Origin of the sequence: Cystobacter fuscus (assembly GCF_044360685.1) — a bacterium.
Lineage (GTDB): Bacteria > Myxococcota > Myxococcia > Myxococcales > Myxococcaceae > Cystobacter > Cystobacter fuscus_C.
Genome location: NZ_CP043491.1, coordinates 4,972,990 through 4,996,450, shown reverse-complemented (window position 1 = coordinate 4,996,450; position 23,461 = coordinate 4,972,990). Strand labels below are relative to the sequence as shown.

Sequence of the window (23,461 nt, the reverse complement as noted above, 5' to 3'; positions counted from 1 at the left end):
CATGAAAACGTTGACCAGGCTCATTGTTCCGCTGCTGCTCGGAGCACTCGCCGCGTGCGGTGACAAGCCCACTCCGCCCCCCCCCACGCCCGGCACGGGGCCCGTGACCGTCTCGCCCAGGAGCATCACCGTGAAGGCCGGGGAGTCCACGACCTTCACCGCCTCCGTCGAGGGCACCCAGGAGCCGAAGATCCTCTGGAGCGTAGAGGGCGACGCCTCGGGCACCATCACCAGCACGGGCGTCTACACGGCGCCCGCCCAGGCTGGCACCTACACGGTGGTGGCCACCAACGCGCTGGACACCACGAAGAAGGACACCGCCGAGGTCACCGTCACCCCGGTCGTCCCGTCCATCCACATCGCCCTCACGCCGACGTCCGCCACGGTGCTCACCGGAGGCAGCGTCACCTTCACCGCCGAGGTGACAGGGGCCACGGACACCGCGGTCACCTGGTCCATCCAGGAGGGCGACGCGGGCGGCACCATCACCCCCACGGGCGTCTACACCGCGCCCGCCCAGGCCGGCACCTTCACCGTGGTGGCCACCAGCGTGGCGGATCCCACGAAGAAGGCCGAGGCCCAGGTGACGGTGAGCAAAATCATCGTCGAGGTGTCTCCTGGAACGGCGACGAGCGCGCCGGGTGGCACCACGAAGTTCACCGCGGCCGTCCAGGGCGCCACCACCCAGGCGGTGTCCTGGAGCGTGGAAGGCGAGGGCTCGGGCACCATCACCAGCACCGGTGTCTACACGGCGCCCTCGCATCCGGGCACCTTCACCGTGGTCGCCACGAGCGTGGCGGACCCCACGAAGAAGGGCACCGCCACCGTCACCGTGCCGGCCGCCCAGGCCGGTGGCTACACCAATCCCCCGGACACGAGCGGCTGGCGGCTCGTGAAGAACCCGAGCGCCTCGTCGGGCAACCACCTCGTGCTGGATCTGCTCGGCCCCACGCGCCAGTCCGGCCGCGGCGTGGCCCTGACGCTCTCCGTGGACGCGGCCCGCGCGGACTGGGCCAGGGTGTCCTCGGCGGACACCGAGTACGTCACCAACGGGCTGTTCTCGCTCGGTGACGAGCCCCGGCTGATCAAGGGCACCGCCCAGGACGGCACGCTGCGGGTGGGCGTGTTCCAGAAGGGCACGAGCGGCCCGGCCACCGCGTATACCGGCGCGCTGGTGTCGGTGGCGGTGGACGTGAAGCTCGCGCCCTCGCTGCCCGCCGGCACGCGCATCCCCCTGTCCGTCGTCAAGGCCCAGGCCCTGACGGCGACGGGAGATCTGCGCACCATCGACGTCGCCGTGGGCGTGCTCGCCACCGAGTAGTCCCGAGCGGTCTGTTGGCGTTGTCTCGACGGCGGTCCTCTCCACCGGGAGGGCCGCCGTCGTCGTTTCCAGCCAACGTGGGCCCCAGTGGCACGGAGGGCCTGCTACCGGTGGCGCCGCTGGTACTCCTCGCGCAGCCGGGCCAGGTAGCTCGCGGCCTCGGGAGACCCCTCCGCGGGCGCCCAGGGAGCGAAGGACTTGTCACTGGCGGGTGCATAGGGCCCGTTCTTCACCTCGAAGAGCACCGTGTCCGGCGCGAGGGCGACGATCCCATGGAAGATGCCCGCGGCCAGGTCCACTCCGAACCGCTCGCCGCCGGCCTCCAATGTCAGGCAGTCGCGCACGCGGCCATCCTCCTCGAAAGTGAAGAAGGCCAGCACGCCGCGCAGCACCACCCAGGACTCGGGCTTCGGTGGATCCAGGTGCCGGTGTGGCCGCACGTAGCTGTCTGGCTGGATGACATTGAGCATCCGGTGCAGCAGTTCCTCCTCCTTCTTGTGCAAGGGGAGGATGATGCGTCGCCGGGGGCTCGTCCGGGAGGACTCGACGACATCCTCGACCAGGGAGCGCGTGAGGACCACCACCTCACCCGCGGGGGCATCCAGGGCACGTCGATAGGAAGAACTCATGAAACCGAGCGGAGCACAGGGGCACGGTGAACGTCCAGGATGCGTGGGTGAACCGGCGCCAGTGCCTCACGGGAGACCTGCCCGGTTCAGTCGAGGCGGGAGCCGGTAGGCGCACGCGGCTCCTGGCGGCGATACATGTCGAGGTAGAGCGTCACCGGCTTCTCCAGGCCCTCGTACGTCACCTCGTACACGTCCAGCAGGCCGCCGCCAAATGGCAGGGAAGGATCCTCGAAGCCGCAGCAACTACCGATCCGCTCGAAGCCCAGATGTGCCGGACATGGGCTGAAGGGCCGGCCTCGGTTTCACCGGACGCGCGCCCCTGGCCCACCGTGCATCGGTACGGGTTCGGAACTATAAGGACGGCTGGGTCATCATGCATCCAGCATCCAGTTCCCGCTCCTCACTGGCCCGTTCGACGCTCCTCAAGATGGGAGCGCGCATCGGGGTCATCATCGCCCTGTCCACGCTCTTCAGCTACGTCCACCTGCTCAACACCCTGCACACCGAGGCGCTCGTGCAGTTGCAGCAGTATGTGTCGGAGCGCGGTGAGCGTGAGCAGTCCATCTTCGTGTTGGCCGAGGACAATCACGCGGCCCTCCGGAAGGCGCTCGAGGAGCGGCTCCGGGCCCTTCCACGGGAGGACGTGAACGCCCGCTTCGATGGCCTGTTCGAGCGGAGGCCCGATGGCACGGTGCGCAACCGGACCGAGCACTTCGATGGCACGAAGATGGTTCAGGGCTTCATTGCTCCGCACGTGGCCCTCGATGACGCGTTCCGCGCCCGGTTCATGGCCGCGTACGACGTGCTCTCCCAGTATGGGCCTGGCTTCCATGTCCGCTTCAGGACGACCTATGTCACCCTCCCGGAGGGCGCGCTCCTGGGCTACCTGCCGAGGGCTCCCACCTGGAGCCAGCAGTTCAAGGCGGACTCGGCCGAGGGCTACGAGGACTTCGATCTCAGCCGCCCCCAGAAGAACCCACGGCGGCAGACGCTGTGGACCGGCATCTACCTGGAGCCCGTCTCCAGGAAATGGATGGTGTCCGTCTCCACTCCGGTGGACCTGGACGGCCGCCATGTCGCGACGCTCGGCCACGATGTCCTTCTGGACGAATTGATGGCGCGCACCCTCAACGATCACCTGCCCGGTGCCTACAACGTCCTCTTCCGCGATGACGGCCAGCTCATCGCCCATCCCGCGCTGAAGATGGAGAGCGCCACCAGCCCCTACAACATCTTGAGCGCCACCGAGCAGCCCGACCTCGCGGCCCACCTGCGCGGCATCTTCGAACGGGTCAAGAACCACGAGCCCGGGGAGACCGTCCTGAAGCTCCCGGAGTACGACGAGTACATCGGTGTGACGCGGCTGCGGGGCCCCGGCTGGAATCTCGCCACGGTCCTGCCCACGAGCGTGGTGTCCCGGCCCGCGCTCCTCGGGTCACGCTACGTCCTGCTGATCGGCATCGCGTCACTGCTGTTGGAGCTGGCCATCATGTACCGGGTGCTCCAGCAGCAGATCTCCCATCCCTTGAAGAACCTGACCCAGGCCACCGACCAGGTGGCGGCCGGTGACTTCATCCACGCGGTGGCGCTGGACACCGCTCGCCGTGACGAGTTGGGGCAACTGGCCAGCGCATTCCAGCTCATGGCCAACGAGGTCCAGCGGCGCGAGGAGGCCCTCCGCCAGGCCAACGAAGGGCTGGAGCAGCGGGTCGACGAGCGCACCCGCGAGCTCAAGGAGGTCCACATGCATCTGGTGCAGACGGCTCGCCGGGCGGGCATGGCGGAGATCGCCACCAACGTGCTGCACAACGTGGGCAACGTGCTCAACAGCGTCTACACCTCGGCCCAGATGGCCAAGGAGCGGATGATGGGCATGAGGCTCGAACACGTGAGCCGGGTGGCCCGGCTGCTCGAGGAGCGCCAGGGGGACCTCGCGGTCTTCCTCACCCAGGAAGAGCGTGGGCGGCACCTGATGCCCTTCCTGAAGAAGCTGGGGGAGAACCTGCACGAGGACCGCCAGCAGATCATCTCGATGCTCGAGGAGGTGGGCCGCTACACCGAGCACATCGGCGACATCGTCAAGGTGCAGCAGAACTACGCGCGCACGCCCCGGCTGCATGAGTCCGTCCAGCTGGCCGATCTGGTGGAGGACGCGCTGCGCATCAACTCGGCCGGACTCACCCGTCACCAGGTGAAGGTGGTGCGGCACCTGGCGTCCCTGCCGCCGATGCTCACCGACAAGAACAAGACGCTGATGATCCTCGTCAATCTGGTCAGCAACGCCAAGTACGCCATGGATGGGGTGCCGCCCGCCGAGCGGACGCTGCGCGTGGAGCTGGAGTCCGCCGAGTCCGACCGTGTCCGCATCCAGGTGCATGACAACGGCATGGGCATCGCGCCGGAGATGCTCACCCGCATCTTCCAGTATGGCTTCACCACCCGGGACGAGGGGCACGGCTTCGGCCTGCACTCCAGCGCCCTGGCGGCCCAGGAGCTGGGCGGCTCCTTGACCGTCCACAGCGAAGGGCCGGGGCGCGGAGCCACCTTCACCCTGGAGCTGCCCTCCAGCCCGGCCCAGACGTCGGCGTGAGCTTCGCGCCTCCTGTCAGGCCCAAGCCCCTCCACACGTCCACAGCGCGGTCCGCCTCGGCGTCATTCCCAACGAGAGGGAGGGGTTTTGCGGGTTCCATCACGCGAAGCGTTGCTGTCGGAGCTGAATTCCCTGGGGTACGGCGCACGCATCGCGCGAGTGGCCACCCTGGGACGCGACACCCGGGGGGCTCCCGAGCTCACACGGCTCATGGCCGAGCTCCTCTCCGGTGACGCCTACGAGGCGTGCCTCGCGCTCGAGCTGGCCCGGGCCGCTCGCGACGAAGCCACCCTGCTGCGAGGCCTCACCCATCCCTCCTGCCTCGTGCGCGGCCGGGCCGCCGCCTTCGCCGGGGACTTCATCCAGGACGACGCGGCGCTCGAGCGGGCCCTCCCGGACCTGGCGCCCTTCGTCCGGCGCCGCATCCTCAAGGGCGTGGCACTCGCCCGGAGAGGAGCCCTCGCGGCCCGCCTGCTCCCCTCCGTCCACTCCCGCCACGGTGCCGCCGAGGCCGCCCTCCTCCTTCCCGCCCTCGACGCGGACGCGGTGCGCCAGTTCCTGCCTCGGCTCGGACACGAGGTCCATGGCTGGCGCACCCTCGTCCATCGCCATCCGGACGTGGTGCTGGGCTTCATCCAATCGGACCTCGCCCACACACCGGAGCGCGAGCGCGAGCACCGCCTCACCACCTACATGGCGGCACTGGAAGAACTGTCGCTGGACCATGGCGAGGCGGTGCTCGCCCTGCTCTGGGAGAGCCGTCCCCAAGGCGCTCTGTCGAGAAGCGTCGAGTCCACCCTCCTGTCACGGCTCATGCGCAACCACCCCGAGCAGGTCGCCGCGTTCCTCGCACGCCCGGCGTACCGCCAGCACCTGAACAACCGGGGCATCCCCAGGAGCGTGCTGCGCCGGGCCCGGGCCTTCTCCCACGCGCAGCGTGTCGCGCTGGGGCGAGCCCTCGCGGACGCCACACATCACCTCGCGGAATTCCTCGCGGCCCTGCCTCCTTCCGAGCGCGCGGCCGTCTATACCGACACCTTCGAGGGCGAGGCACCGTGCGTCCTGCACTACATGCTGCTCAAGGTCCTGCCCCCTGCCCTCCGTGATGCCGAGGCCACGCGCCTGCTCCGCCTCGAGGTGGAGCAGGATCTCAGCACCCTCACCCTGCGCGACATCGAGCACGCGCGCGAGCCCCTCCAGAAGGAGGCCTCCTCCAGCAACGCCGAGGAGCGCGCCGCCGCGCTCTCGCTGCTCGTGCACTGCACCGGGCAATCCCGCCGCGGTATGGGGGAGACGCTCGCCTTTCTCGCGCGCATCAAGAACGAGCAGGACCCGGTCCGCGCCTCGGTCATGGGTGCACTGCCATACGTCCCTTCACCCGTCTTCACCTCCGAGCACATCCCTGCCCTGGAGCTCCTGGTGACAGCCGTCCTCGATGCGCGGGATACCTCGAGCGGCACGGAGAGCTTGCTGCGGGAGTTGATCTTCAAGTTCCTCCGCGCTCACGCCACCTCGACAGGGAGCCCCCTCTTCCGCTTCGCCCTCAACACGCTGCGCAAGCTGGCGGGCCGGGCCGGGGCCCTCGAGTTCCCCTCTCTGGAGAACCTGCCGCGCGGCACCGAGCACCTCATCCTCGAGGCCCTGCTCCCCAGGATTCAGGCCGCGGGTCTGCCGGAGCGCAACCGCCTCGTCATCGCCCTGGCCAAGGCGCTCGGAAGGCGCGCGTGGCACCTGGACACCCTCCAGACCCTCCTCGAGCGCATCACCGAGGAAGACACCGATACGTTCGCGCTCCACGCCATCCAGCTCTGGCTCGCTCCGCCGCGCACGCGCGATGCCCGGGTGCGCAAGCTGCTCGACCACGACGAGAGCGTCATCAATCTCGACCCCGTCTTCCACCACCTGCACCGGCACCGGCAGGAGTGGCTGGATCCCTTCCTTCAGGGACGCAAGCTCCCGGGCCGCTTCCGCTTCGGCTGGACGCCCTGGATGCCTCGGGTCACCCACGGATTCCAGCGGTGGTTGCCGCGCCAGCAGGCCAGCTTCCGCGACCAGCTCCTGCGCTCCGCGCGCGACATGGAGTTCAGCACGAGCCAACGGCTGGACGACCTGTGGATCCTCCCCCGCCTCCAGGTCACCCGGGTGGAGGACCTCATGTCCTTCCTCCATTCGGAAGAGGTGCCCATCGTGGAGGGAGCGCTCGGCGCGCTCGCGTGGCTGGACCAGCCGGAGCGGGCGTTGCCCGTGCTGCTGGAGTCGCTCGACGGAGACAGGGCCCGGGTGGCCATGTACGCGCTGCCCCGGGTGGCGCACCGCATGTCCCCCGGACGGCTCTCCGCCCTGCTGGCCGGACTGCTCGCGCGCGAGCCGCTCAAGGTGACCGTGCGCAAGGAGGCCGTGCGAATGCTCGGCGCTTTCCGGACGCCACACAGCCTGGCCCTGCTGCGCCAGCAATGGGACACGCCTGGAACCCACCGGGACGTCCGCATCGCCGTGGGACATGCCGCGCGCCGGCTGCTCGACGAGGAGCCCGCCTGGGAGCTGCTGGAGTCCCTGGCCCGAAGTCCGGACACGGATGAGGCCTCGAGCCTCCTGAACCCCCGTCCCGCGACGCTGCCCCCGAGCCTCCGCCCCCGCTATGCCACCCTCCTCCTGGAGGTGGCCCGGCGTCCGGAGTTCCACGTGCGCCGCGAGGTCTTCCAGGTGCTCCCGGCCTGGTCCGCTGGAGCGGAGGAGCTGAGCGCCCGCGCCGCGGCCGGGTACGTACTGGAACTCTCCCTCCGCGCCGGATGGCAGGAAGCGGTACAGGCCCTGGTGCAGGCGGTGCGTGACGGGAAGGCCTTCGAGCACCTCGTGTCCTGCGTGGCGGCGCTCCTCTCCGCGCCCGTCTCCGAGACGGAAGACGCCAGGTCCGAACGGGACGTCCCGGCACGCCAGCGGCTGAAGGAGCTGTGCCAGTCGCTGCTGGCGCTGCCCGGACCGGTGCGCCGGCGCCTGCGAACGCGCCTCGACGAACTGGCGGGCGTGTTGAACCAGGATGCGACCCTATGGCCCGAGAGCGCCGCGCTCCGTCTGGCCGGGCTCGATTGGCGCGAGGCCGATGTGCCCTCGGCGGTACTGCTCGCATTGGAGGAGGAGACCCGCGAGGAGCCCTTCCTGGCTCCGCGACTCGCCGCCGAGGTGGCCGCCGCGGTGGGCCCGAAAGATGCCGAGTGGACGCCCGAACTCCTGCTGGAGGTCGCGGACCGGGTGGGCTCCAAGCTGCCGCTGGTGGCCGTGGTACTCGTCTCCGCCGCCGGACAACGGCTGAGCTGGCACGAGAGCGCGGCGCGACGCCTGCGCGCGTTGCGCCAGCACCCGCGTGCCGCCGTCCGTACCGCGGCCTACGCCACCGTCACCGCGAACGAGTAGGCCTTACACGGACGGCGCCTTCGCCGACAGCGGGAGTCAGAAAAGGCTCACGCCTGAAACATTTTCAATATCAGCTCACGCACATTGCATTGACTTTGATGCTTATTGCCGGTTTCTCGCTTCGAGCAGGAAGACCGCTGCAGCAGGATTATATCCTCCACGGACTGGAAGCATCGGCATCCATCTGCTGGTCAGAGGCACACGTCGCCGCCTGGACGCGCGATGCCTTTCTGCCCACAGGTCCACCGGCGCAAAGAGGTCTTCTAATGTCTCTTTGTCGGTTTTCGTAAGTCTAGCTTCAGCGAAGGTGGTTGCCATAGAACCCGCTCCCACGCGGAGATAGAAAAGCCCACCTTCGCGAATCAAGTGTGCGATGTGTTTTAAATAGCTCGTTCTGATGCGTTGGTTACCGATATTGGAGAAAACCAAGCGGTCCGAAACAAGGTCGAATGATTTATCCGATTGGGCCAGCCTCATTAGATTCTCGTGGTCGCCGACTGAGAATGAGCATTTGTGCTGAATTAACCCCCGAAGCCACTTGTAGCGGGAACGTGCATAGGCAATGCAGATTTCTGAACGATCGAAGGCCGTCACCCGACAGCCTGATTCAGCTAAGAACAAAGCGTCATCTCCGATGCCACAACCGATCTCAAGTACTCGAGCACCGGGCCCAACAGCGCCAAATACGAGCGCTGCCGCGATGTCTGCTGACGGTTCGTACGGAGTATATTCGTTGTGTTTGTCGCTCATGGATTGACAACCTACTCACATGCGGTGATCGGCGGCAACCTTGCCAATTCAAAACTAGCCTCTAGTAGGATGAGTCACGAACAACACTTACCCCAGGAGGGTCCACGCTAACGTCGGCGTCCCCTACGCCCCACTCAGACAGCATGTCTAACTGCAGCAATCCTTGGACTTCAAAATGCGGCGGGCACCCCGTGGTAAGCATGGTCCTTCCACCTAAGATCGTTTCGGGCGCCCTTTTCGCTTAACGATTTGCTTCCCCATCCGGGCCAACCGCTTTGATCGCTGCTCGAACACCTCAACAAGCACATACTCTAGCAGTTCAAGCCCGTTCAGGACGTCATCCCTACCCATCCCTCCTGCCCCTCCCTCATGGCTCCCGATGTTCCCGATCCACTTCACAGCCATGAGTGCCTGAGCTAGTTCAGCATCTCTCTGCTTGAAGAGTTCAATCCGGTCGTGAAGCCTCAGCATTATCCTCCGATTCGTTTGGGTCCTTCTGAAGCGTGGAACCTTGAGATGTGTGAGCACGAGTTCCACACAGGTTCGAACCCGATTGGCGCAAGAGGCCGAGTCCAACCAATAGAGTGCCCAGGCCCGATTGAGTTCGGCCCGAACTTTTTCTGTGCAGGTAGGCGGTACACGAAAAAGAGGCAGGGCTGGGTGAAAAAACACCGGATGAAGCTCGGTCGTGTACGTTGGTCCCTCTTCTGGATCAAAACCGTCTTGGACGACACTCGTGTCGCCACACACGACAACTGACTCAGCACATTCCGTACGCGTACAGACCAAGCGCCCTGCGAATCGCCCCTTGTTCCAGTCCGGCTCCCAAGCTTCGTGCGCAGAATTTTTACGCGACTCAGCAGTATCTTCCGCTGTGAACGACTTTTTCACAGGTACTAGGGTACCCTCCTCGCACCGGGGACAAGGCCACGAGGTCGCCCTATCCGTAGTGAAGGGCACAGTCCATTTTGTGCGGTCGAAGCTCATATGGCCGAGTTTGCCAGAACACTCTTGCAGTTACTGCCTTCCTGTGCCCCAACCCGACAAACAGCTGCACGTACCGACTTTGCGCCAGCAGCATATCCCAGTGCCTGCGCGGAGCGAGTACACGGGGAGTCCGCAGCGGACCTCACCCTGCGCAAAGTGTCCGACATGGGCCCATGATTCACCGAGGTCCCACTGCGCTCCACAAGCCGGGCTGCCCGAACAAGGTGCCGGGTGTCCGACGCGCGCCCCGGGGCTGAGCCGCGCACCGCGACGATGACTGCCGTCCTGGAGTCCCACGGGGCCGACTGGGGCGCGGTCCACCGCCCGATTTTGGCGAGTTTGCGTGTCTCGCTCCAAACGCCGGGACGATGGCTCCACTTGCCCATTGATCTGCCGTCCCGCCGCGTGCCACGCTGACCTTGCCATTGGGGTAGAGCAGCAACCCGGCTCGTCAAGCCCACGCCAGAGGCTACAGCGGAGCTATCCCCGCGTGCGGCAGTTTCTTCGCGCTGGTCCGCGCGGTGCCCAGCGTCTCGCTCGTTGGGTCATGGCAGACGTGCGCGTCGGGCGCTGGGTCGCTCTGCTCAACTGCTCGGTCCCGGTGGATCGAGTGCCCACTTCGAACACTCTGCGCTAGGCTCATGCGCTCTTGCTGCTGTCCATTTGCTGGGCACGTAATTCATCAGAGGTGTGGCAAATGCTTCAATTGAAGTTCCGAGGCGATGATCAAACGTGGCCAAACGACCTGGATCCTAATGGTGAGGAGTTCGAATTGTGGTGGACTCGGAACGGTGACAAACTAGCCCAGTTGCATCCCCGCATAGTAGAACAGTGGGTTCATCGTCATTGGGACCATTCACCTTTCCGCTTCATCCCACTGGAAACACTTGAGTGGAGACTAGAGGCATGGCCCACAGAGCGTGTGCTCTCAGCCGTCCACCTCAATGAGCGCAATCCACCCGATCCGGTGCACGACTATGCGCGCTTCACACGTTTCGGCCCGAAGGCGACCGCAACGGCCCGTGGCTGGAACAACGGTACATGGGATTACCCGATTGTCGTCCTTGAGACGCCTTTTGGTGTGTCAACCTATGGCGGTGATTTCCCAGATGCGCGCTTCGTTTTGATCGAGGGACATCTACGGTGGCACTATCTTCACGGATTGGCACATCGTCAGGTAAAGACCGGCCCCCACAAGCTCTTTATTCTGCGAAGTTCTGTCACATCAGAATGACATTGAGCGGAATTGAAGCGCGCTCAAACGGCCCGGCCCCATCGAGAGAGCGCGTCCGCATCGGACGCTCTGCCCAGCTAGTGGAGCACGTGCCCGCGTCGGTCACCTCGCGGCCCGCTGCCTCGGCAACCCGTCCCCTGGGAGCACACGCAGGGACCCAGCGGTGCTCGTCGTGGACCGTGCCCGCGTCGAACACCCTTCCGTTCTGCTACTTGGGTAGACCCTCGCGCTCTGGCAGCCCGGCTCCAGCGGAGCGCACGCTATGACCGCAACGTTACATCGTTCCTAGCCCACGCGGGCCAGGGCGAGCCGGCCCTCCCAGCGTTCCTCGAGAGCCTTGACCAGACCCTGGTGCTCGGGGGCCCGGAGCTGGGGATCCCGGGCGAGGATGGCGCGTGCCTCCTGCTGCGCGATCGAGAGCAAGTCCCCATCCCGGGCGAGGTTGGCCACGGCGAGCTCGGGCAGGCCGCTCTGGCGCGTGCCCAGAAACTCTCCCGGGCCGCGGATCTCCAGGTCCTTCTCCGCGATGACGAAGCCGTCGCTGCTGTGCTCCATGACGCCCAGCCGCTCCGAGGACTCCATCGAGGAGCGCGCCAGGTTCGCCACGAGGAAGCAGTAGCTCTCCGCCGCGCCACGGCCCACCCGGCCGCGCAACTGGTGGAGCTGGGACAGGCCGAAGCGCTCCGCGGACTCGATGGCCATCACCGACGCGTTGGGCACGTCCACGCCCACCTCCACCACCGTGGTGCACACGAGAATCTGGATCTGTCCCGCCCGGAAGGCATCCATCACCGCGTCCTTCTCCTCGGGCTTCATGCGCCCGTGGAGCAGGCCCACCTCCACGCCCGGGAAGACCTGCCGCAGCTTGTCCACTCCCCGCGTGGCGTCCTCCAGGTCCAGCTTCTCCGACTCCTCCACGAGCGGATACACCACGTAGGCCTGATGGCCCTTGGCCACCTCGGCCGCCACGGCCTCGTAGACGCGCGCGCGCTGTTTGTCATTGAAGACACGCGTCTTCACCGGCGTGCGGCCCGGGGGCAGCTCGTCGATGACCGAGACGTCCAGGTCGCCATACAACGTCATGGCCAGCGTGCGGGGAATGGGCGTGGCCGTCATCACCAGCACGTCCGGGAACACACCCTTGCTCATGAGCATGTGGCGTTGGAGCACGCCGAAGCGGTGCTGCTCGTCGATCACCACGAAGCCGAGCTTCTCGAAGGCGATGCCCTCCTGGATGAGGGCATGCGTGCCCACCGCCAGGTGGATCTCCCCGCGCGCCACGGCCTCGCGCACCTCGCGCTTCTTCTTCGCCGTCCCCGACGCGCTCACCAGGCCCACCTTGAAGCCCAGGGGCTCGAGCAGCTTGCGGAAGGTGCGCTCGTGCTGCTCGGCGAGGATCTCCGTGGGCGCCATCACCGCCACCTGGTAGCCGTCGCGCAGCGCCACGAGCGCGGACACCACCGCCACCGCCGTCTTGCCCGAGCCCACGTCCCCCTGCACCAGCCGGTTCATCGGCTCGTCGTGGCCCATGTCCCGGGCGATCTCCTCGATGACGCGCTTCTGCGCCCCGGTGAGCTCGAAGGGCAGCGCCGCGCGCGCCTGCTCCAGACGCGAGGCCGACACGTCGAAGGCGATGCCCTTCTCCGTCTTCTTGCCCTGGCGCTTGAGCCCCATGCCCAGTTGCAGGAAGAACAGCTCGTCGAACGCCAGCCGCCGGTGCGCCGGACTCAGGTGCTTGTCCAGCATCTCCGGATCCGCGCTGCCCGCCGGGAAGTGGATGGACCGCAGCGCCTCGGGCAGCGTCATCAGCTCCAGCTTCTCGCGCAGGGTGGCCGGCAGCGGCTCCTCGAGATGGCTCGCGTAGGACTCGCTCACCACCGAGGCCAGCTCGCGGAACGAGCGTTGGTCACCCCGCTCGAAACCCGGGTACACCGGGACGATGCGGTTGAAGTGCACCGAGGACACCTCGAGGTCCTCCGCGGGCTCGATCTCCGGGTGCGACATCTCGCGGCCGGACAGCGAGGCGCGCACCTCCCCCGAGAGCACCAGACGCTTGCCCACGGGGAAGCGCTGCTGGAGCCAGGGGCCGGCGTTGAAGTACGTGGCGGCGATGCTCCCCGTGCGATCCGCCACCACGGCGCGGAACATGCGCTTGCCGCCGGTGCGGCTCGGCACGAAGTCCGCCACCTTCACCACGCCCACCGTCACGCCGCGCTCTCCTGGCATCAGCTCGGAGATCGTCTGCAGCTTGCGCCGGTCCTCGTAGCAGCGCGGCAGCAGGAAGAGGATGTCCCCCACGCGCCGCAGGCCCTTCTTGTTGAGCGCCGCCAGCAGCCGGGGACCGAGCTTCTTGCCCATCGTCTTGAGGGGAATGGCCAGCGGCCCCGAGCGCGGGGCGATGGACAACAGCTTCGCCTCGGCACGCGACTCCTCCTGGCCCTTGGCCACCCGCTTCTTCTTGCGCCGGGCGGGTGCCTTGTCCTCGGCGGGGAGCAAGGGCGCGCTCCCCTTGGCGGGCGGAGCGGCCACGGGGGGACGGGCCACCATGGGAGGCCTCGCCGCGGAGGGCGGCCGCGTGGCGGAGGAAGGCCGGGCCGCCGGGGAAGCGGTCGCCACTGGAGCTGGCCGGGCCGCTGGGGGACGTCCAGGCTCGGAGGGCCGGGGAGGCGGCGTACTGCCGGGCACTGGGGAGCCACGCAAGGGCTCGGTGGCCTTCCAGGCGGGCACGAGCCCGGCCTTCGGCTTGCCGGGTCCCTCGCCTGAAGCCGCCACCGGGACGGCCGCCACCTGGGCGAGCTCCTCGGGAAGGGGGACGCCACTCAAGCGCAGGCCGGCCACCACGCCGCGCAGGGCATCCTTGCGCCGCTCGGGGGTGGGATGGTCGACGTGGGGCAGCGCGGCGCGCAGGTGCCGGAGCGCCTCCGCGTCCACCCCGGTGGCTCCCGCGAGCGCGCTCTCCAGGAGGACGCGCAGGTTCTTCACCGTGGACAGGTGGGCGAAGTCACTCCGGCAGGCGTACCGCATGGGTCCAACGAGGCTGGCGAGCGGATGGTTCACGGTCTTGTCCAAATGTTCAGTGTAAACCGCGCCCTGCTCGCCGCCCATCCAAACGAGACAGGGGAGCGGGCTCGCGCGCGCTCCCCTGTTCGACTGCTCACGGCCGGGGTCTCAGGACTCCGGCAGCGGCTCGTCCTCGGGATCCTCGAAGCGGATGGCCTGGACCTCGTACTCGCGCACGCCGCCGGGGCTCTGCACGGTGGCGATGTCGCCCTCCTTCTTGCCGATGAGCGCGCGGGCCACCGGCGACGTCACGGCGATCCACCGCTTCTTCAGGTCCGCCTCCAGCTCGCCCACCAGGCGGTAGGACACCGTCTTGTCGGACTCCACGTCCAGCAGGTCCACCGTGGCGCCGAAGACGACCTTGTCCCCTCCGAGCTTGGCCGGATCGATCACCTCGGCCCGGGCAATCCAGTCATTGAGGTCCAGGATGCGGCCCTCGATGTGGGACTGCTTCTCCTTGGCCGCGTGGTACTCGGCGTTCTCGCGCAGGTCTCCGTGCGCGCGCGCCACTTCAATCTCCCGGGAGATTTTTCCGCGCTCAACGGACTGAAGGTGCTTCAGTTCCGCCTTCAGCTTCCGCAGACCTGACGGGGTCATCGGAATGTTCCCGCTGCCGGTCATCGACACCGCTCCTTCCCACGTCCATTCGAGGTGAAGGCCGAGACCCGCCCCATCCCGTGGACGGGGGGCCTCGACCGAGGGGCGGAACTGTAGGAGACCGGCGCCAGCCCGGTCAACGAAACCCGCGAGCCCCCACTCATCTTCTGGCATGCTGACGCGCCGTGCTGTCCATCCAGGAACTCCGCGCGCTCGGCGCCTCCCTGCCCTCCGGGGCCTTCCGCCGTCAACTCGGTCCCTTCGTGCTCATCCAGCGAGCGCCGGGCCGCCCGTCCAGCGCGGTGCTCGAACCCACGCGCGTGGCCTCCTCCGGAGACATCGAGCGGGGCATGCTCTCGCTGCTCTTCGAGTTCGAGGATCTGCTCATCACCACGCTGCCGCCGCTGGCGCGCACGGAGGCGCTGAGCGTGGGGCGGCTGCCCGACTGCGACGTGTTCGTGGATGATCCGTCCGTGTCCAAGCGCCACGCGGAGCTGCGGTGGACGGAGAGCCCGGCGCGCTGCACGGTGAAGGACCAGGGCTCCACCAACGGCACCTTCCTCAACGCCAACTCGCTGGGCACGCGCGAGGCGACGCTCAAGGATGGGGACATCCTGAGCTTTGGCAACGTGCAGTTCTGGTTCCTGATGACGGACACGCTGCACGCCCGGCTCCGGGCGACGCGGCGCTGACAGCGCGCCCGCTCAGGGCAGCGTGCCCGCGGCGGGGTTCTTGCGCGCGGTGGAGAAGGCGCCGCGCAGCGCGTCCACCGTGCCACCCACCTCGCCCGCGTACTGCACGGCGTGGACGGTGTAGCGATCCAACACGTCCTCCAGGCGCCCGTACACCCGCTTGAGGTCCGCGTTGTTGCGCGAGTCGAGCGCGCAGCGCGACTCCCGCTCGCGCAGCCGCCGCAGCCAGCCGGTGCGGAAGGTCATCCACTGGGCATCCACGGTATGGGCCGGCGAGGCGCGCACGAGCTTCTCGCGCGCGGACTCCAGCTCGGACCACAGCGCGTCCGCGGCGTCGAGACACTCGCGGTAGGTGAGCACCGGCTCGTCGGACACGAACCGCCGGGGGTTCATCGCCGCCACCGAGCGGGACACGCTGACGATGACCCCCAGACAGAACGCCACCACCACGGCGATGTAGAGACCGTAGGCGGCGGCGCGGAAGGGACGGTAGCGGGGATCGGGCGTGGTCACGGGGCCCCCGTCTTACGACCGGGAGCCCCGCGTGGCAACGCCAGAGAGCGCGGGGGCCCCGCGGTTGTTCATTGCGCCGGAGCGGGAGCCGGGGCGGGCACGGGCACCGTCACGGGCACCAGGGGCTTGGCGGCGGCGGGGGCCGCGGCCGGAGCCGACGCCGCGGCCGCCTCGGCACCCCCGGCGCGCTGCCGGCGGATGGAGCTCTGCCGGCTGCGCATCTGGGGGGCGAACTCACTGGCCGGATAGGTGGCCAGGGCCTCCTGCACGGTGGCCATCGCCTTGTCCAGGTCGTTGGTCTCCTGGTACGACTGGGCGAGCAGCAACATGGCGTAGTCGCGCGTCTTGGAGCGCTTGTCGCCCGCGACGAAGCGCGCCAGCAGCGGCACCGCCTGCTCGTGCTTGCGCTCGTTGTTGTAGGCCACGCCCAGGAAGAAGGACGCGTCCAGGAGCTGCTCCTGGGGCGGGTTCATCGCCACGAAGCGCGAGATCTCGTCGATGGTCGCCTTCATCTCGTTGCGGCGGAAGGCCGCCTTGCCCCGCTCGAACGCCGCGTCGCCAATCTCGCGCCGCAGCAAGGCCGCCTGGTTGTTGAGCGCCGCGCGCTCCAGGGCCGTCAGGCGCGAGGTGTCCAGCTTCACCAGCTCGTCCACGCCCTTGAGCCGCTCGTCTCCGGGCAGGTTGGTCATCAGCCGGAAGACCTCGTTGGCCGCGCGCTGCGAGGCCTGCACCGCCGTCTGCTCCGCGCGCTGCTTGTCCAGCTGCGCCGTCAGCTCGGTCACCGTCTTCTCCAGCCGCTCGCGCTCGGCCGTCGCGTTGGAGGAGCGCGAGGACATCACCATCGTCGCGCCGCCCACGCACAACGCCGCGAAGAGCACGTACGCCACGCCGGAAGAAATCCACTGCCGCTTCTGCAGATCCTCGTGACGCTTGCCAATCGCCTTCACTTCCGCGTGAAGGTTCTTGAGCAGGTTGTCCGTCTTGATCACCAAGTTGCGGGACTCGATGACCTCCTTGCGGATCTCACTCAATTCCTTGGAGTCGTACTCGGACTTCATCTCGGCAGCCATGGACAAGTTCCTGTTGGGCCCGGAAGTGCTCTCGGCCTCTGCGCGCATCGTGAAGGGCTCCCTCGGGCGGCGCTCTCGCGGCACCCCGTTATCTGTCGGCCCGGGAACAGGCCTCGGCCCCCGAGGAATTTCCGGGGACCTGATGAAAAAACCAAGCGGCCAGGGGAACAGGCCCCCGCTCAGGGCATGCTGAAGGTCCGGACCGGATCCGGCGCCAGCAGGTACGTCACCCCCAGGGCGAACCAGTTACCACCCGCGTTGTAGGAAGCCAGATTCTTGTAGGGGCCGTCTCCCGTCCCCGAGGGCGGGGGCTTGTTCTGGTAGGGGCTCTGCCCCCGGGCGAACGCCAGCCGGTACTCGGCGGTGATCGCCCAGTGGGCCGACAAGCGCACGGTGGCCCCCACGGTGCCCACCCAGGGTTGGACGATGGACTCCCGGCGCCCCACCCCCTCCACCAGGGAGTAGGCCAACGAGGGTCCCGTCTCCAGGCCGATGAAGGGCACGACGCCCTGGGGCGTGAGGATCTCCAGCAGCCCCTGGAAGCGCAGGCCCAGCAGGGCGCCGTAGGTGATGTTGGTGTGGAGGGGGGAGTTGGTCAGCCGCAGCTGCTGGTGGGTGTAGAACAGGTCGATGCCCACCTCGATGAAGTCCGAGACCGAGTAGCCGAAGGTGGCCGTGGCGAAGGGGCCCAACGGGGACTCGCGCGAACACCCCTCGGAGCACTGGAAGCCCGGCAGCGCGTAGAAGCTGTCGAAGAACGTGTTGTTGCTCGACAAGCGCAACCCACCCTGGACGGTGATGCGGCCCACTCCGTTGAGGGGCACCAGTTCCTCGGACTCCTCCTGGGCGGAGGCCGTGGCGGCGGCGAGCAGAAGACCAAGGAACACGAAGGCACGCATCGCTCAGGCGTCCTTCAGTCGCAGCGCGATCTCGAGGAACGTGGTCCGGCGGCGGGAGAGCGCGGCGAACAGGCACCACACCACGCACCGCGAGCCGAACTCGCGCCGAATGAGGCCCACGTGGGCCAGCACGTCCCTCAGGGTGATGACACCGAGCATCCGTCCCTCTCCTCGCGCCAGGGTGCTACAGGGTGGTGGCGCACCGTAGCAACGACCCCCGGTGCGTCAACTTTTCGTCCCCGGAGGCCGCAGCGCGCGCCGCTCCAGCTCCAAGAGCGGCACCTCGAGCACCACCACCGTGCCGTGGATGCAGGGCGGATGGAAGTCCGCCGCGTCCAGCTCCCCCAGCAGCGCCCGGAGCTTGCCCTCGGAGAGCTGACCTTCGGCGTGGCGCGCGGCATGACAGGCGAGCACGCGCAGGGGCTCGGCGAGCGCCACCGCGTCCAGCGCCGAGCCCGGTGGCGGCAGCGCGCGCGCCAGGGCCTCCAGGAGGGCGCGCGCGTCGGCCCCCACCAGCGCGGGCGGCACCGCCTTGAGCGCCAGCGTCGTGCCGCCAAAGGGCTCCACCTCCAGCCCCAGCCGGGCGAGCGCCTCCTGCCCCTCCACCAGCGTGCGGGCCACCGGCACCGCGAGCTCCACCGTGGCACCGAAGAGCGTGGGCACCGGCGGCTCCGCGCGCTGAAGCGCCTTGTGGAAGGCCATCAGCCGGGCGCGCTCCAGCGCGGCGTGCGCGTCCAGCACCACCAGCGTGCCCCCGGACCCCTCGCACACGTGGAAGCGCTCGCCGAGCACCCCCATGGGCCGCAGCGCGCCGAAGTAGCCCGGCGGCGGGGCCTCGTTGAGCAGGGGCTGGGCCTGGCCGAAGGCGGGCGCCCGGCCGGGCAGGAGCGGGCTCGGCGCCGAGGGCGCGAAGAGGGAGCCGTTGCCCTGGGGCGGCGCGGGGACGTCCGCGTCCTGGGTGCCGGGAACGGGCAGGGGCGCGCCCCAGGTGGCCTCCTGCGCGCGGGTGAGGAAGCGCTCCACGGCCATGGCGTAGTGCGCCGCCTGCCGGGGCGGCTCCATCGTGCCGCCCTCCCCGCCCGGCGGACCCAGCCACGGCGCGGCCCGCAGCGCCCGGGAGATGGCGGCGTTCACCGCGTCCCCCACCCCCTTGGCGTCCGCGAAGCGCACCTCGAGCTTCTGCGGATGCACGTTCACGTCCACCGCGCGGGGATCCATGTCGATGAAGAGCACCACCACCGGCTGGCGCCCGGCGGCGAGGAACTCCTGGAAGGCGCGCTGGATGGCGCTGTTGAGGCCCCGGTCCCGGATGTAGCGGCGGTTGACGAAGGTGTAGATGCCGCGCGCGTTGGGCAGCGTGTACTCGGGCGAGGCGATGTAGCCGGTGACGTTCACCCCCAGCCGCCGCTCCTCCACCGCCACCAGGTGCGGGTGCACCCCGGGCCCCAGCGCCGCGGCGATGCGCTCGCGCGGGTCCGTGGGGCTCGCCGGGCTGGTGAAGAGCGCCTGGCCCCCGTGCTCCACGAAGAAGGACACGTCCGGGTGCGCGAGCGCCAGCCGGATGACGGCCTCCTCCGCGTGCTGCAGCTCCGTGGACTCGCGCCGCATGAACTTGCGCCGCGCGGGCGTGTTGTAGAACAGATCCTCCACCGAGATGACCGTGCCCACGCGCGGCGGCGCCTCCTCCACCAAGGGCTCGCTGCCACCCTCCACGGTGATGCGCGTGCCCACGTAGGACTCGCGCTCGGCCGTGTGCAGGGTGAAGCGTGACACCGAGGCGATGGCCGGCAGCGCCTCGCCCCGGAAGCCCTTGGTGCTCAGCGTGAACAGGTCGTCCAGTTCCCGCAGCTTGCTCGTGGCGTGGCGCTCGAGGCTCAGCCGCGCGTCCTCGGCGCTCATCCCCTGCCCGTCGTCGGAGATGGTGATGCGCCCGAGCCCTCCACGCTCGAGCGCCACGCGCACCGTGCGCGAGCCCGCGTCGATGGAATTCTCCACCAGCTCCTTCACGACGGACGCGGGACGTTCCACCACCTCGCCGGCGGCGATCTTGTTGATGAGGACATCACTGAGGCGAGCGACACGTGCCATGGGAGGTCATATCCTGTACGGGACCCGGCACGTTGGCCAGTAAAGCGGACGCAACGCGGCTGACAAGCGGCCCCCAGGTGCGCTATCACGCCCCCTCCCGTATGGATGCAACTCAAGCGAGCAAGGGCGGCCTGCGCGTCGCGGTGACGGGCGCGGCGGGCGACCTGGGCCGGCTGCTGCTGCCTCGACTGGAGCAGGATGCCGACGTGGAGAGCATCCTCGTGCTGGACGTGGCCAAGCCCGAGGGCTCCAAGGTCGACTACCACCGCGTGGATCTCACGCGCCACGACGCCGAGAGCGAGCTGTCCGACGCGCTCGCCGAGCACCCCGTGGACGTCTTCTACCACCTGGCCTTCCTCTACGGGCCGGTGCGCGACGGCTCGCTCGCGCACGAGCTGGAGGTCATCGGCACGATGAACGTGCTGAGCGCGGTGGGCCGCGCGCGGGTGCCCCGGCTCATCGTCCCCTCGCTCACGGCGCTCTACGGCGCGCGCGCCAGCCACCCCGCCCTGCTCTCCGAGGAGACGCCGCTCACGGGCTGCCCCGGCAGCCGCTTCATCACCGACAAGGTCGAGGTGGAGAAGCAGGTGCGCGTCTTTCGCGAGCGCCACCCGGAGACGCGCGTCATCGTCCTGCGCTTCGCGCCCATGTTCGGCCCGAACATGGACAACCCCGCGACGCGCATGCTCGCCCACCGCGTGGTGCCCACGCTGCTCGGGTACGATCCGCTCTGGCAGGCGCTGCACGAGGAGGACGCCGCGCGCGCGCTGTACCAGGCGCTGAGCGCCAACGCCGAGGGCGAGTTCAACATCGTCGGCCGCGGGGTGCTGCCGCTCTCCGGGCTCATCCGCCAGGCGGGTGCCACGCCCCTGCCCCTGCCCGGCCCGCTCTTCCGCGCCACCCTCCAGACGATGACGTCGCTCGGGGGGCCGGGCTTCCCCTCCTCGCTGCTGGACTACATGCACTACGGGTGGGTGGCCAACGGCGAGCGCGCCGAGGAAGAGCTCGGCTTCATTCCCATGTTCCACGCCCGGGATGCCGTGGCGGCGATACGAAGGAGCTGATCATGGCCAAGGCACCGCCCCGCGCCTCCCAGTCCTCCAAGGCCCGCGCGAAGTCCACCCCGGCCGAGTCCGTGAAGCCCGCGGCCCCCGCCGAGGCGGCGAGGAAGCCCGCCCCGGCGAACGTGGCGAAGAAGAAGGCCGCCGGGGCGAAAGAGAAGCCCGCGCGCCCGGCGGAGCCCCAGGCCCCGGAGACCACGAAGGCCGCCGCTCCGAAGAAGAAGGCCGCGACCGCCAAGGGCAAGCCCGCCGGGAAGACGCGCGCGCCCGCCACGGCCATCCTCTCCGTCCCGGTGGAGGGACCGACGCCCACGGCGTCCCCGGCCCTGGCGACGACGCCTCCGACCGGGGTGAGTCCCGCCACGCCGGCCGAGATGGGCCTCGCGACGGAGCCCGCCACGTCCTCGGCCCCAGCAGCCCCCGAGGTGCACACCACCCCCGAGGCACCCAAGCCCGGGCGGGTGGAGCGGCTTCACCCCCGGACGCAAGAGGCCGAGGTGCTCGCGGCCGAGTCGGCCCTGCTGGAGCAGGAGGCGGCGCACGCGGGGCTGGAGGAGACGCGGCGGGGCATCGAGGAAGTGCTGAGCGAGCCGGTGCCCGAGGGACCCGTGGACGTGCCGGGCTTCGAGACCGAGCAGATGCCGCCCGAGACGGAGACCACGTCCGAAGCGGAGCCCGTGCTCGAAGCGGAGCCGGTGTTCGACGAGCCCAAGACGCTCGCGGGCCCCTCGGACCTGTTCTTCACGGCGGCCTCGCCGGGAGCCGAGCCGCCGCGGATGCGGGCGCGGATGTCGGGGCTGCTGTCGTTGGCGAAGGAGATCGCGTTCCAGACGCTGGCGAGCGAGCGGTTGAGCCGGACGGTGGTATCGGCGCGGGGCATGGTGGGCGCGGCGCTCACGAGCCTGGGGCTCGGGGGCAGCACGGCCGTGGACGAGTACGGCAAGGACGCGGCGCTCGGAGGGGTGCTGCAGCCGGTGGTGGACTTCCTCTACGAGCACTACTGGCGGGTGTCGGTGCAGGGGGCGAGCCACGTGCCGGCGGGGCCGGTGCTGCTGGTGGCCAACCACTCGGGGGCGCTGCCCTTCGACGGGCCCATGTTGCAGCAGGCGCTCTCGCGCGAGCGGCCGGACTTGCAGGAGGCACGCTGGCTGGCGGAGGACCAGGTGTTCCACGCGCCGATGATGGGCACGCTGATGAACCGGCTGGGTGCGGTGCGCGCCTGCCCGGAGAACGCGCTGCGGCTCTTGGACGAATTGCGTCCGGTCATCGTCTTCCCCGAGGGCAGCCAGGGCATGGGCAAGCCCTTCGCGCAGCGCTATCAGCTCAAGCGCTTCGGCCGGGGAGGCTTCGTGAAGCTGGCGCTGCGCACGGGCGCGCCCATCGTCCCGGTGGCCATCGTGGGGGCCGAGGAGACGGTGCCGCTCTTGGGCAAGCTGCCGGCGGGCTTCCTGGGCCTGGACTACCTGCCGGTGACGCTGCCGCCCCTGCCGGCGCGCTGGACGCTGCGCTTTGGCGAGCCCATCAGCATGGGTGACCTGCCCCCCGAGGCCGCCGAGGACCTCTCCCAGGTGCAGCGGCTCACCGAGCGCACCCGCGAGTCCATCCAGGGCATGTTGCAGGCCCTCCTCAAGGAGCGCCGCTCTGTCTTCTCGGGGTGAAGGGTTCGCCTTCGGCAGTCGATTGGGCACAGCACGAGGGACACCACGCCCATGAGCGCAAGTCTGCGCGCTGGGCTCTTCATGCGCTCAGTTCCTCTCCGGACCAGCAGCAGCGCAGTTGCTGGTGGACAACGTCTTCCGATTGCTGGTCGATTCGCCACCAGTGCCCGCAGTACGGGACAGCGAGCACCAGGAGCAGGACCATGTTCCACGCACCGATGACGGGCACGCTGATGAACCGGATGGGGGGCGGTGCACGCCTGCCCGGAGAACGCGCTGCGGCGGCTGGACGGCAAGCCGTTCGCCCAGTCCTGCCGTTGCCGTCGACAGAGAGGGCGTCACGGTCGCGAGACAGTTCTGGGCGAACTGTCCCGCCACCATGGTGTGCTCCTATTCAGCACTGGGCGATTGAGTGCGTTGTACCGAGGGAAGTCTAGACGACCAGACTCGGCCAAAAACGCGGAGGCGTGCCACGACTCTTCTCTCGAAGCTCGCCGCCTGGCTTCTTGAAGGTCATTCACTCCTCAACTCAACACACGCCTGTCTATTGCTCTGGCCCGAAGGACTCAGACAAAGGAATGATACGCCTGTGCCTGAAGTCGCCATCAACAACAGCCAAGACAAAGACATTACCCTTGGATAGGCGCACTGTCGGAGACATTGTCAAAACATTGCCTGGCGGCAACAGAAGAAAACCGCAGGAGCCCTTTGTTGTCTCGAAGCCAACATTGCCGGACTCAAGGTACGCACGGTTCCGGTCGTACTCCTCATACGAAGCCATGAGCTTGTTGGGAACAATGCGCCTCCGTAATTCGCGCTCTCCCATGCCCAGCACGGCCTCAAGCTCTTCGTCATCAAACTTTGAAATTTCCTCAACAACACGGCTTACCCTGTCGTTCAT

18 protein-coding genes are annotated in these 23,461 nt (G+C 68.5%); 7 read left to right on the top strand and 11 right to left on the bottom strand.

Annotation, left to right across the window (positions count from 1 at the left end):
• Nucleotide 1: 1 nt before the first annotated feature.
• A complete protein-coding gene (locus F0U63_RS20630; RefSeq protein ID WP_395847620.1) occupies nucleotides 2-1,321 on the top strand; it encodes a hypothetical protein in 1,320 nt (439 codons plus the stop codon).
• Between the two features lie 104 nt (nucleotides 1,322-1,425).
• Here F0U63_RS20630 and F0U63_RS20625 read toward each other — a convergent pair whose 3' ends face one another.
• Nucleotides 1,426-1,950, bottom strand: coding sequence for a WbuC family cupin fold metalloprotein (locus F0U63_RS20625; RefSeq protein WP_395847619.1), 525 nt, complete (start codon nucleotides 1,948-1,950; stop codon nucleotides 1,426-1,428).
• A gap of 427 nt (nucleotides 1,951-2,377) precedes the next feature.
• Here F0U63_RS20625 and F0U63_RS20620 point away from each other — a divergent pair, with 427 nt between their 5' ends.
• Both F0U63_RS20620 and F0U63_RS20615 read left to right on the top strand, forming a co-directional pair.
• A complete protein-coding gene (locus tag F0U63_RS20620; protein WP_395848395.1) occupies nucleotides 2,378-4,540 on the top strand; it encodes an ATP-binding protein in 2,163 nt (720 codons plus the stop codon).
• An 87-nt stretch (nucleotides 4,541-4,627) separates the two neighbouring features.
• Nucleotides 4,628-7,951, top strand: coding sequence for a hypothetical protein (locus F0U63_RS20615; RefSeq protein ID WP_395847618.1), 3,324 nt, complete (start codon nucleotides 4,628-4,630; stop codon nucleotides 7,949-7,951).
• Nucleotides 7,952-8,053: 102 nt separating this feature from the next.
• Here F0U63_RS20615 and F0U63_RS20610 read toward each other — a convergent pair whose 3' ends face one another.
• Both F0U63_RS20610 and F0U63_RS20605 read right to left on the bottom strand, forming a co-directional pair.
• The gene (locus F0U63_RS20610) at nucleotides 8,054-8,701 is read right to left on the bottom strand and encodes a class I SAM-dependent methyltransferase (RefSeq protein ID WP_395847617.1); all 648 of its coding nucleotides are present in this window, start codon (nucleotides 8,699-8,701) and stop codon (nucleotides 8,054-8,056) included.
• A 213-nt stretch (nucleotides 8,702-8,914) separates the two neighbouring features.
• Nucleotides 8,915-9,688, bottom strand: coding sequence for a DUF4145 domain-containing protein (locus F0U63_RS20605; protein ID WP_395847616.1), 774 nt, complete (start codon nucleotides 9,686-9,688; stop codon nucleotides 8,915-8,917).
• Nucleotides 9,689-10,385: 697 nt separating this feature from the next.
• On the opposite strand from F0U63_RS20605, the gene F0U63_RS20600 reads away from it, so the two are divergent.
• Entirely contained in the window at nucleotides 10,386-10,922 is a 537-nt protein-coding gene (locus tag F0U63_RS20600) for a hypothetical protein (RefSeq protein WP_395847615.1), read from the top strand.
• Nucleotides 10,923-11,207: 285 nt separating this feature from the next.
• Here the strand turns inward: F0U63_RS20600 and recG are convergent, their stop codons facing one another.
• Together recG and greA are read right to left on the bottom strand one after the other, a co-directional pair.
• Complete coding sequence (recG, locus tag F0U63_RS20595; RefSeq protein WP_395847614.1) at nucleotides 11,208-14,027, bottom strand: ATP-dependent DNA helicase RecG; 2,820 nt, start codon at nucleotides 14,025-14,027, stop codon at nucleotides 11,208-11,210.
• Nucleotides 14,028-14,090: 63 nt separating this feature from the next.
• Complete coding sequence (gene greA, locus F0U63_RS20590) at nucleotides 14,091-14,603, bottom strand: transcription elongation factor GreA (RefSeq protein WP_071900149.1); 513 nt, start codon at nucleotides 14,601-14,603, stop codon at nucleotides 14,091-14,093.
• A 161-nt stretch (nucleotides 14,604-14,764) separates the two neighbouring features.
• Here greA and F0U63_RS20585 point away from each other — a divergent pair, with 161 nt between their 5' ends.
• Nucleotides 14,765-15,271, top strand: a complete 507-nt coding sequence (locus tag F0U63_RS20585) for an FHA domain-containing protein (protein ID WP_395847613.1) — start codon at nucleotides 14,765-14,767, stop codon at nucleotides 15,269-15,271.
• 12 nt (nucleotides 15,272-15,283) lie between these two features.
• Here the strand turns inward: F0U63_RS20585 and F0U63_RS20580 are convergent, their stop codons facing one another.
• From F0U63_RS20580 to mutL, 5 genes are all read right to left on the bottom strand, one after another.
• Nucleotides 15,284-15,784, bottom strand: coding sequence for a hypothetical protein (locus tag F0U63_RS20580; protein WP_395847612.1), 501 nt, complete (start codon nucleotides 15,782-15,784; stop codon nucleotides 15,284-15,286).
• Nucleotides 15,785-15,852: 68 nt separating this feature from the next.
• Entirely contained in the window at nucleotides 15,853-16,854 is a 1,002-nt protein-coding gene (locus F0U63_RS20575) for a tol-pal system YbgF family protein (RefSeq protein ID WP_395847611.1), read from the bottom strand.
• A gap of 179 nt (nucleotides 16,855-17,033) precedes the next feature.
• Complete coding sequence (locus F0U63_RS20570; RefSeq protein ID WP_395847610.1) at nucleotides 17,034-17,753, bottom strand: hypothetical protein; 720 nt, start codon at nucleotides 17,751-17,753, stop codon at nucleotides 17,034-17,036.
• Between the two features lie 3 nt (nucleotides 17,754-17,756).
• Nucleotides 17,757-17,912, bottom strand: a complete 156-nt coding sequence (locus F0U63_RS20565) for a hypothetical protein (RefSeq protein WP_002627068.1) — start codon at nucleotides 17,910-17,912, stop codon at nucleotides 17,757-17,759.
• Nucleotides 17,913-17,978: 66 nt separating this feature from the next.
• A complete protein-coding gene (mutL, locus tag F0U63_RS20560; protein WP_395847609.1) occupies nucleotides 17,979-19,841 on the bottom strand; it encodes a DNA mismatch repair endonuclease MutL in 1,863 nt (620 codons plus the stop codon).
• Nucleotides 19,842-19,942: 101 nt separating this feature from the next.
• On the opposite strand from mutL, the gene F0U63_RS20555 reads away from it, so the two are divergent.
• Nucleotides 19,943-20,905 (top strand): SDR family oxidoreductase, encoded by a 963-nt coding sequence (locus tag F0U63_RS20555; RefSeq protein WP_395847608.1) that lies wholly within the window; start codon nucleotides 19,943-19,945, stop codon nucleotides 20,903-20,905.
• 2 nt (nucleotides 20,906-20,907) lie between these two features.
• A complete protein-coding gene (locus F0U63_RS20550; protein ID WP_395847607.1) occupies nucleotides 20,908-22,560 on the top strand; it encodes a 1-acyl-sn-glycerol-3-phosphate acyltransferase in 1,653 nt (550 codons plus the stop codon).
• A gap of 544 nt (nucleotides 22,561-23,104) precedes the next feature.
• On the opposite strand, the gene F0U63_RS20545 is transcribed toward F0U63_RS20550, so the two are convergent.
• A complete protein-coding gene (locus F0U63_RS20545) occupies nucleotides 23,105-23,461 on the bottom strand; it encodes a hypothetical protein (RefSeq protein WP_395847606.1) in 357 nt (118 codons plus the stop codon).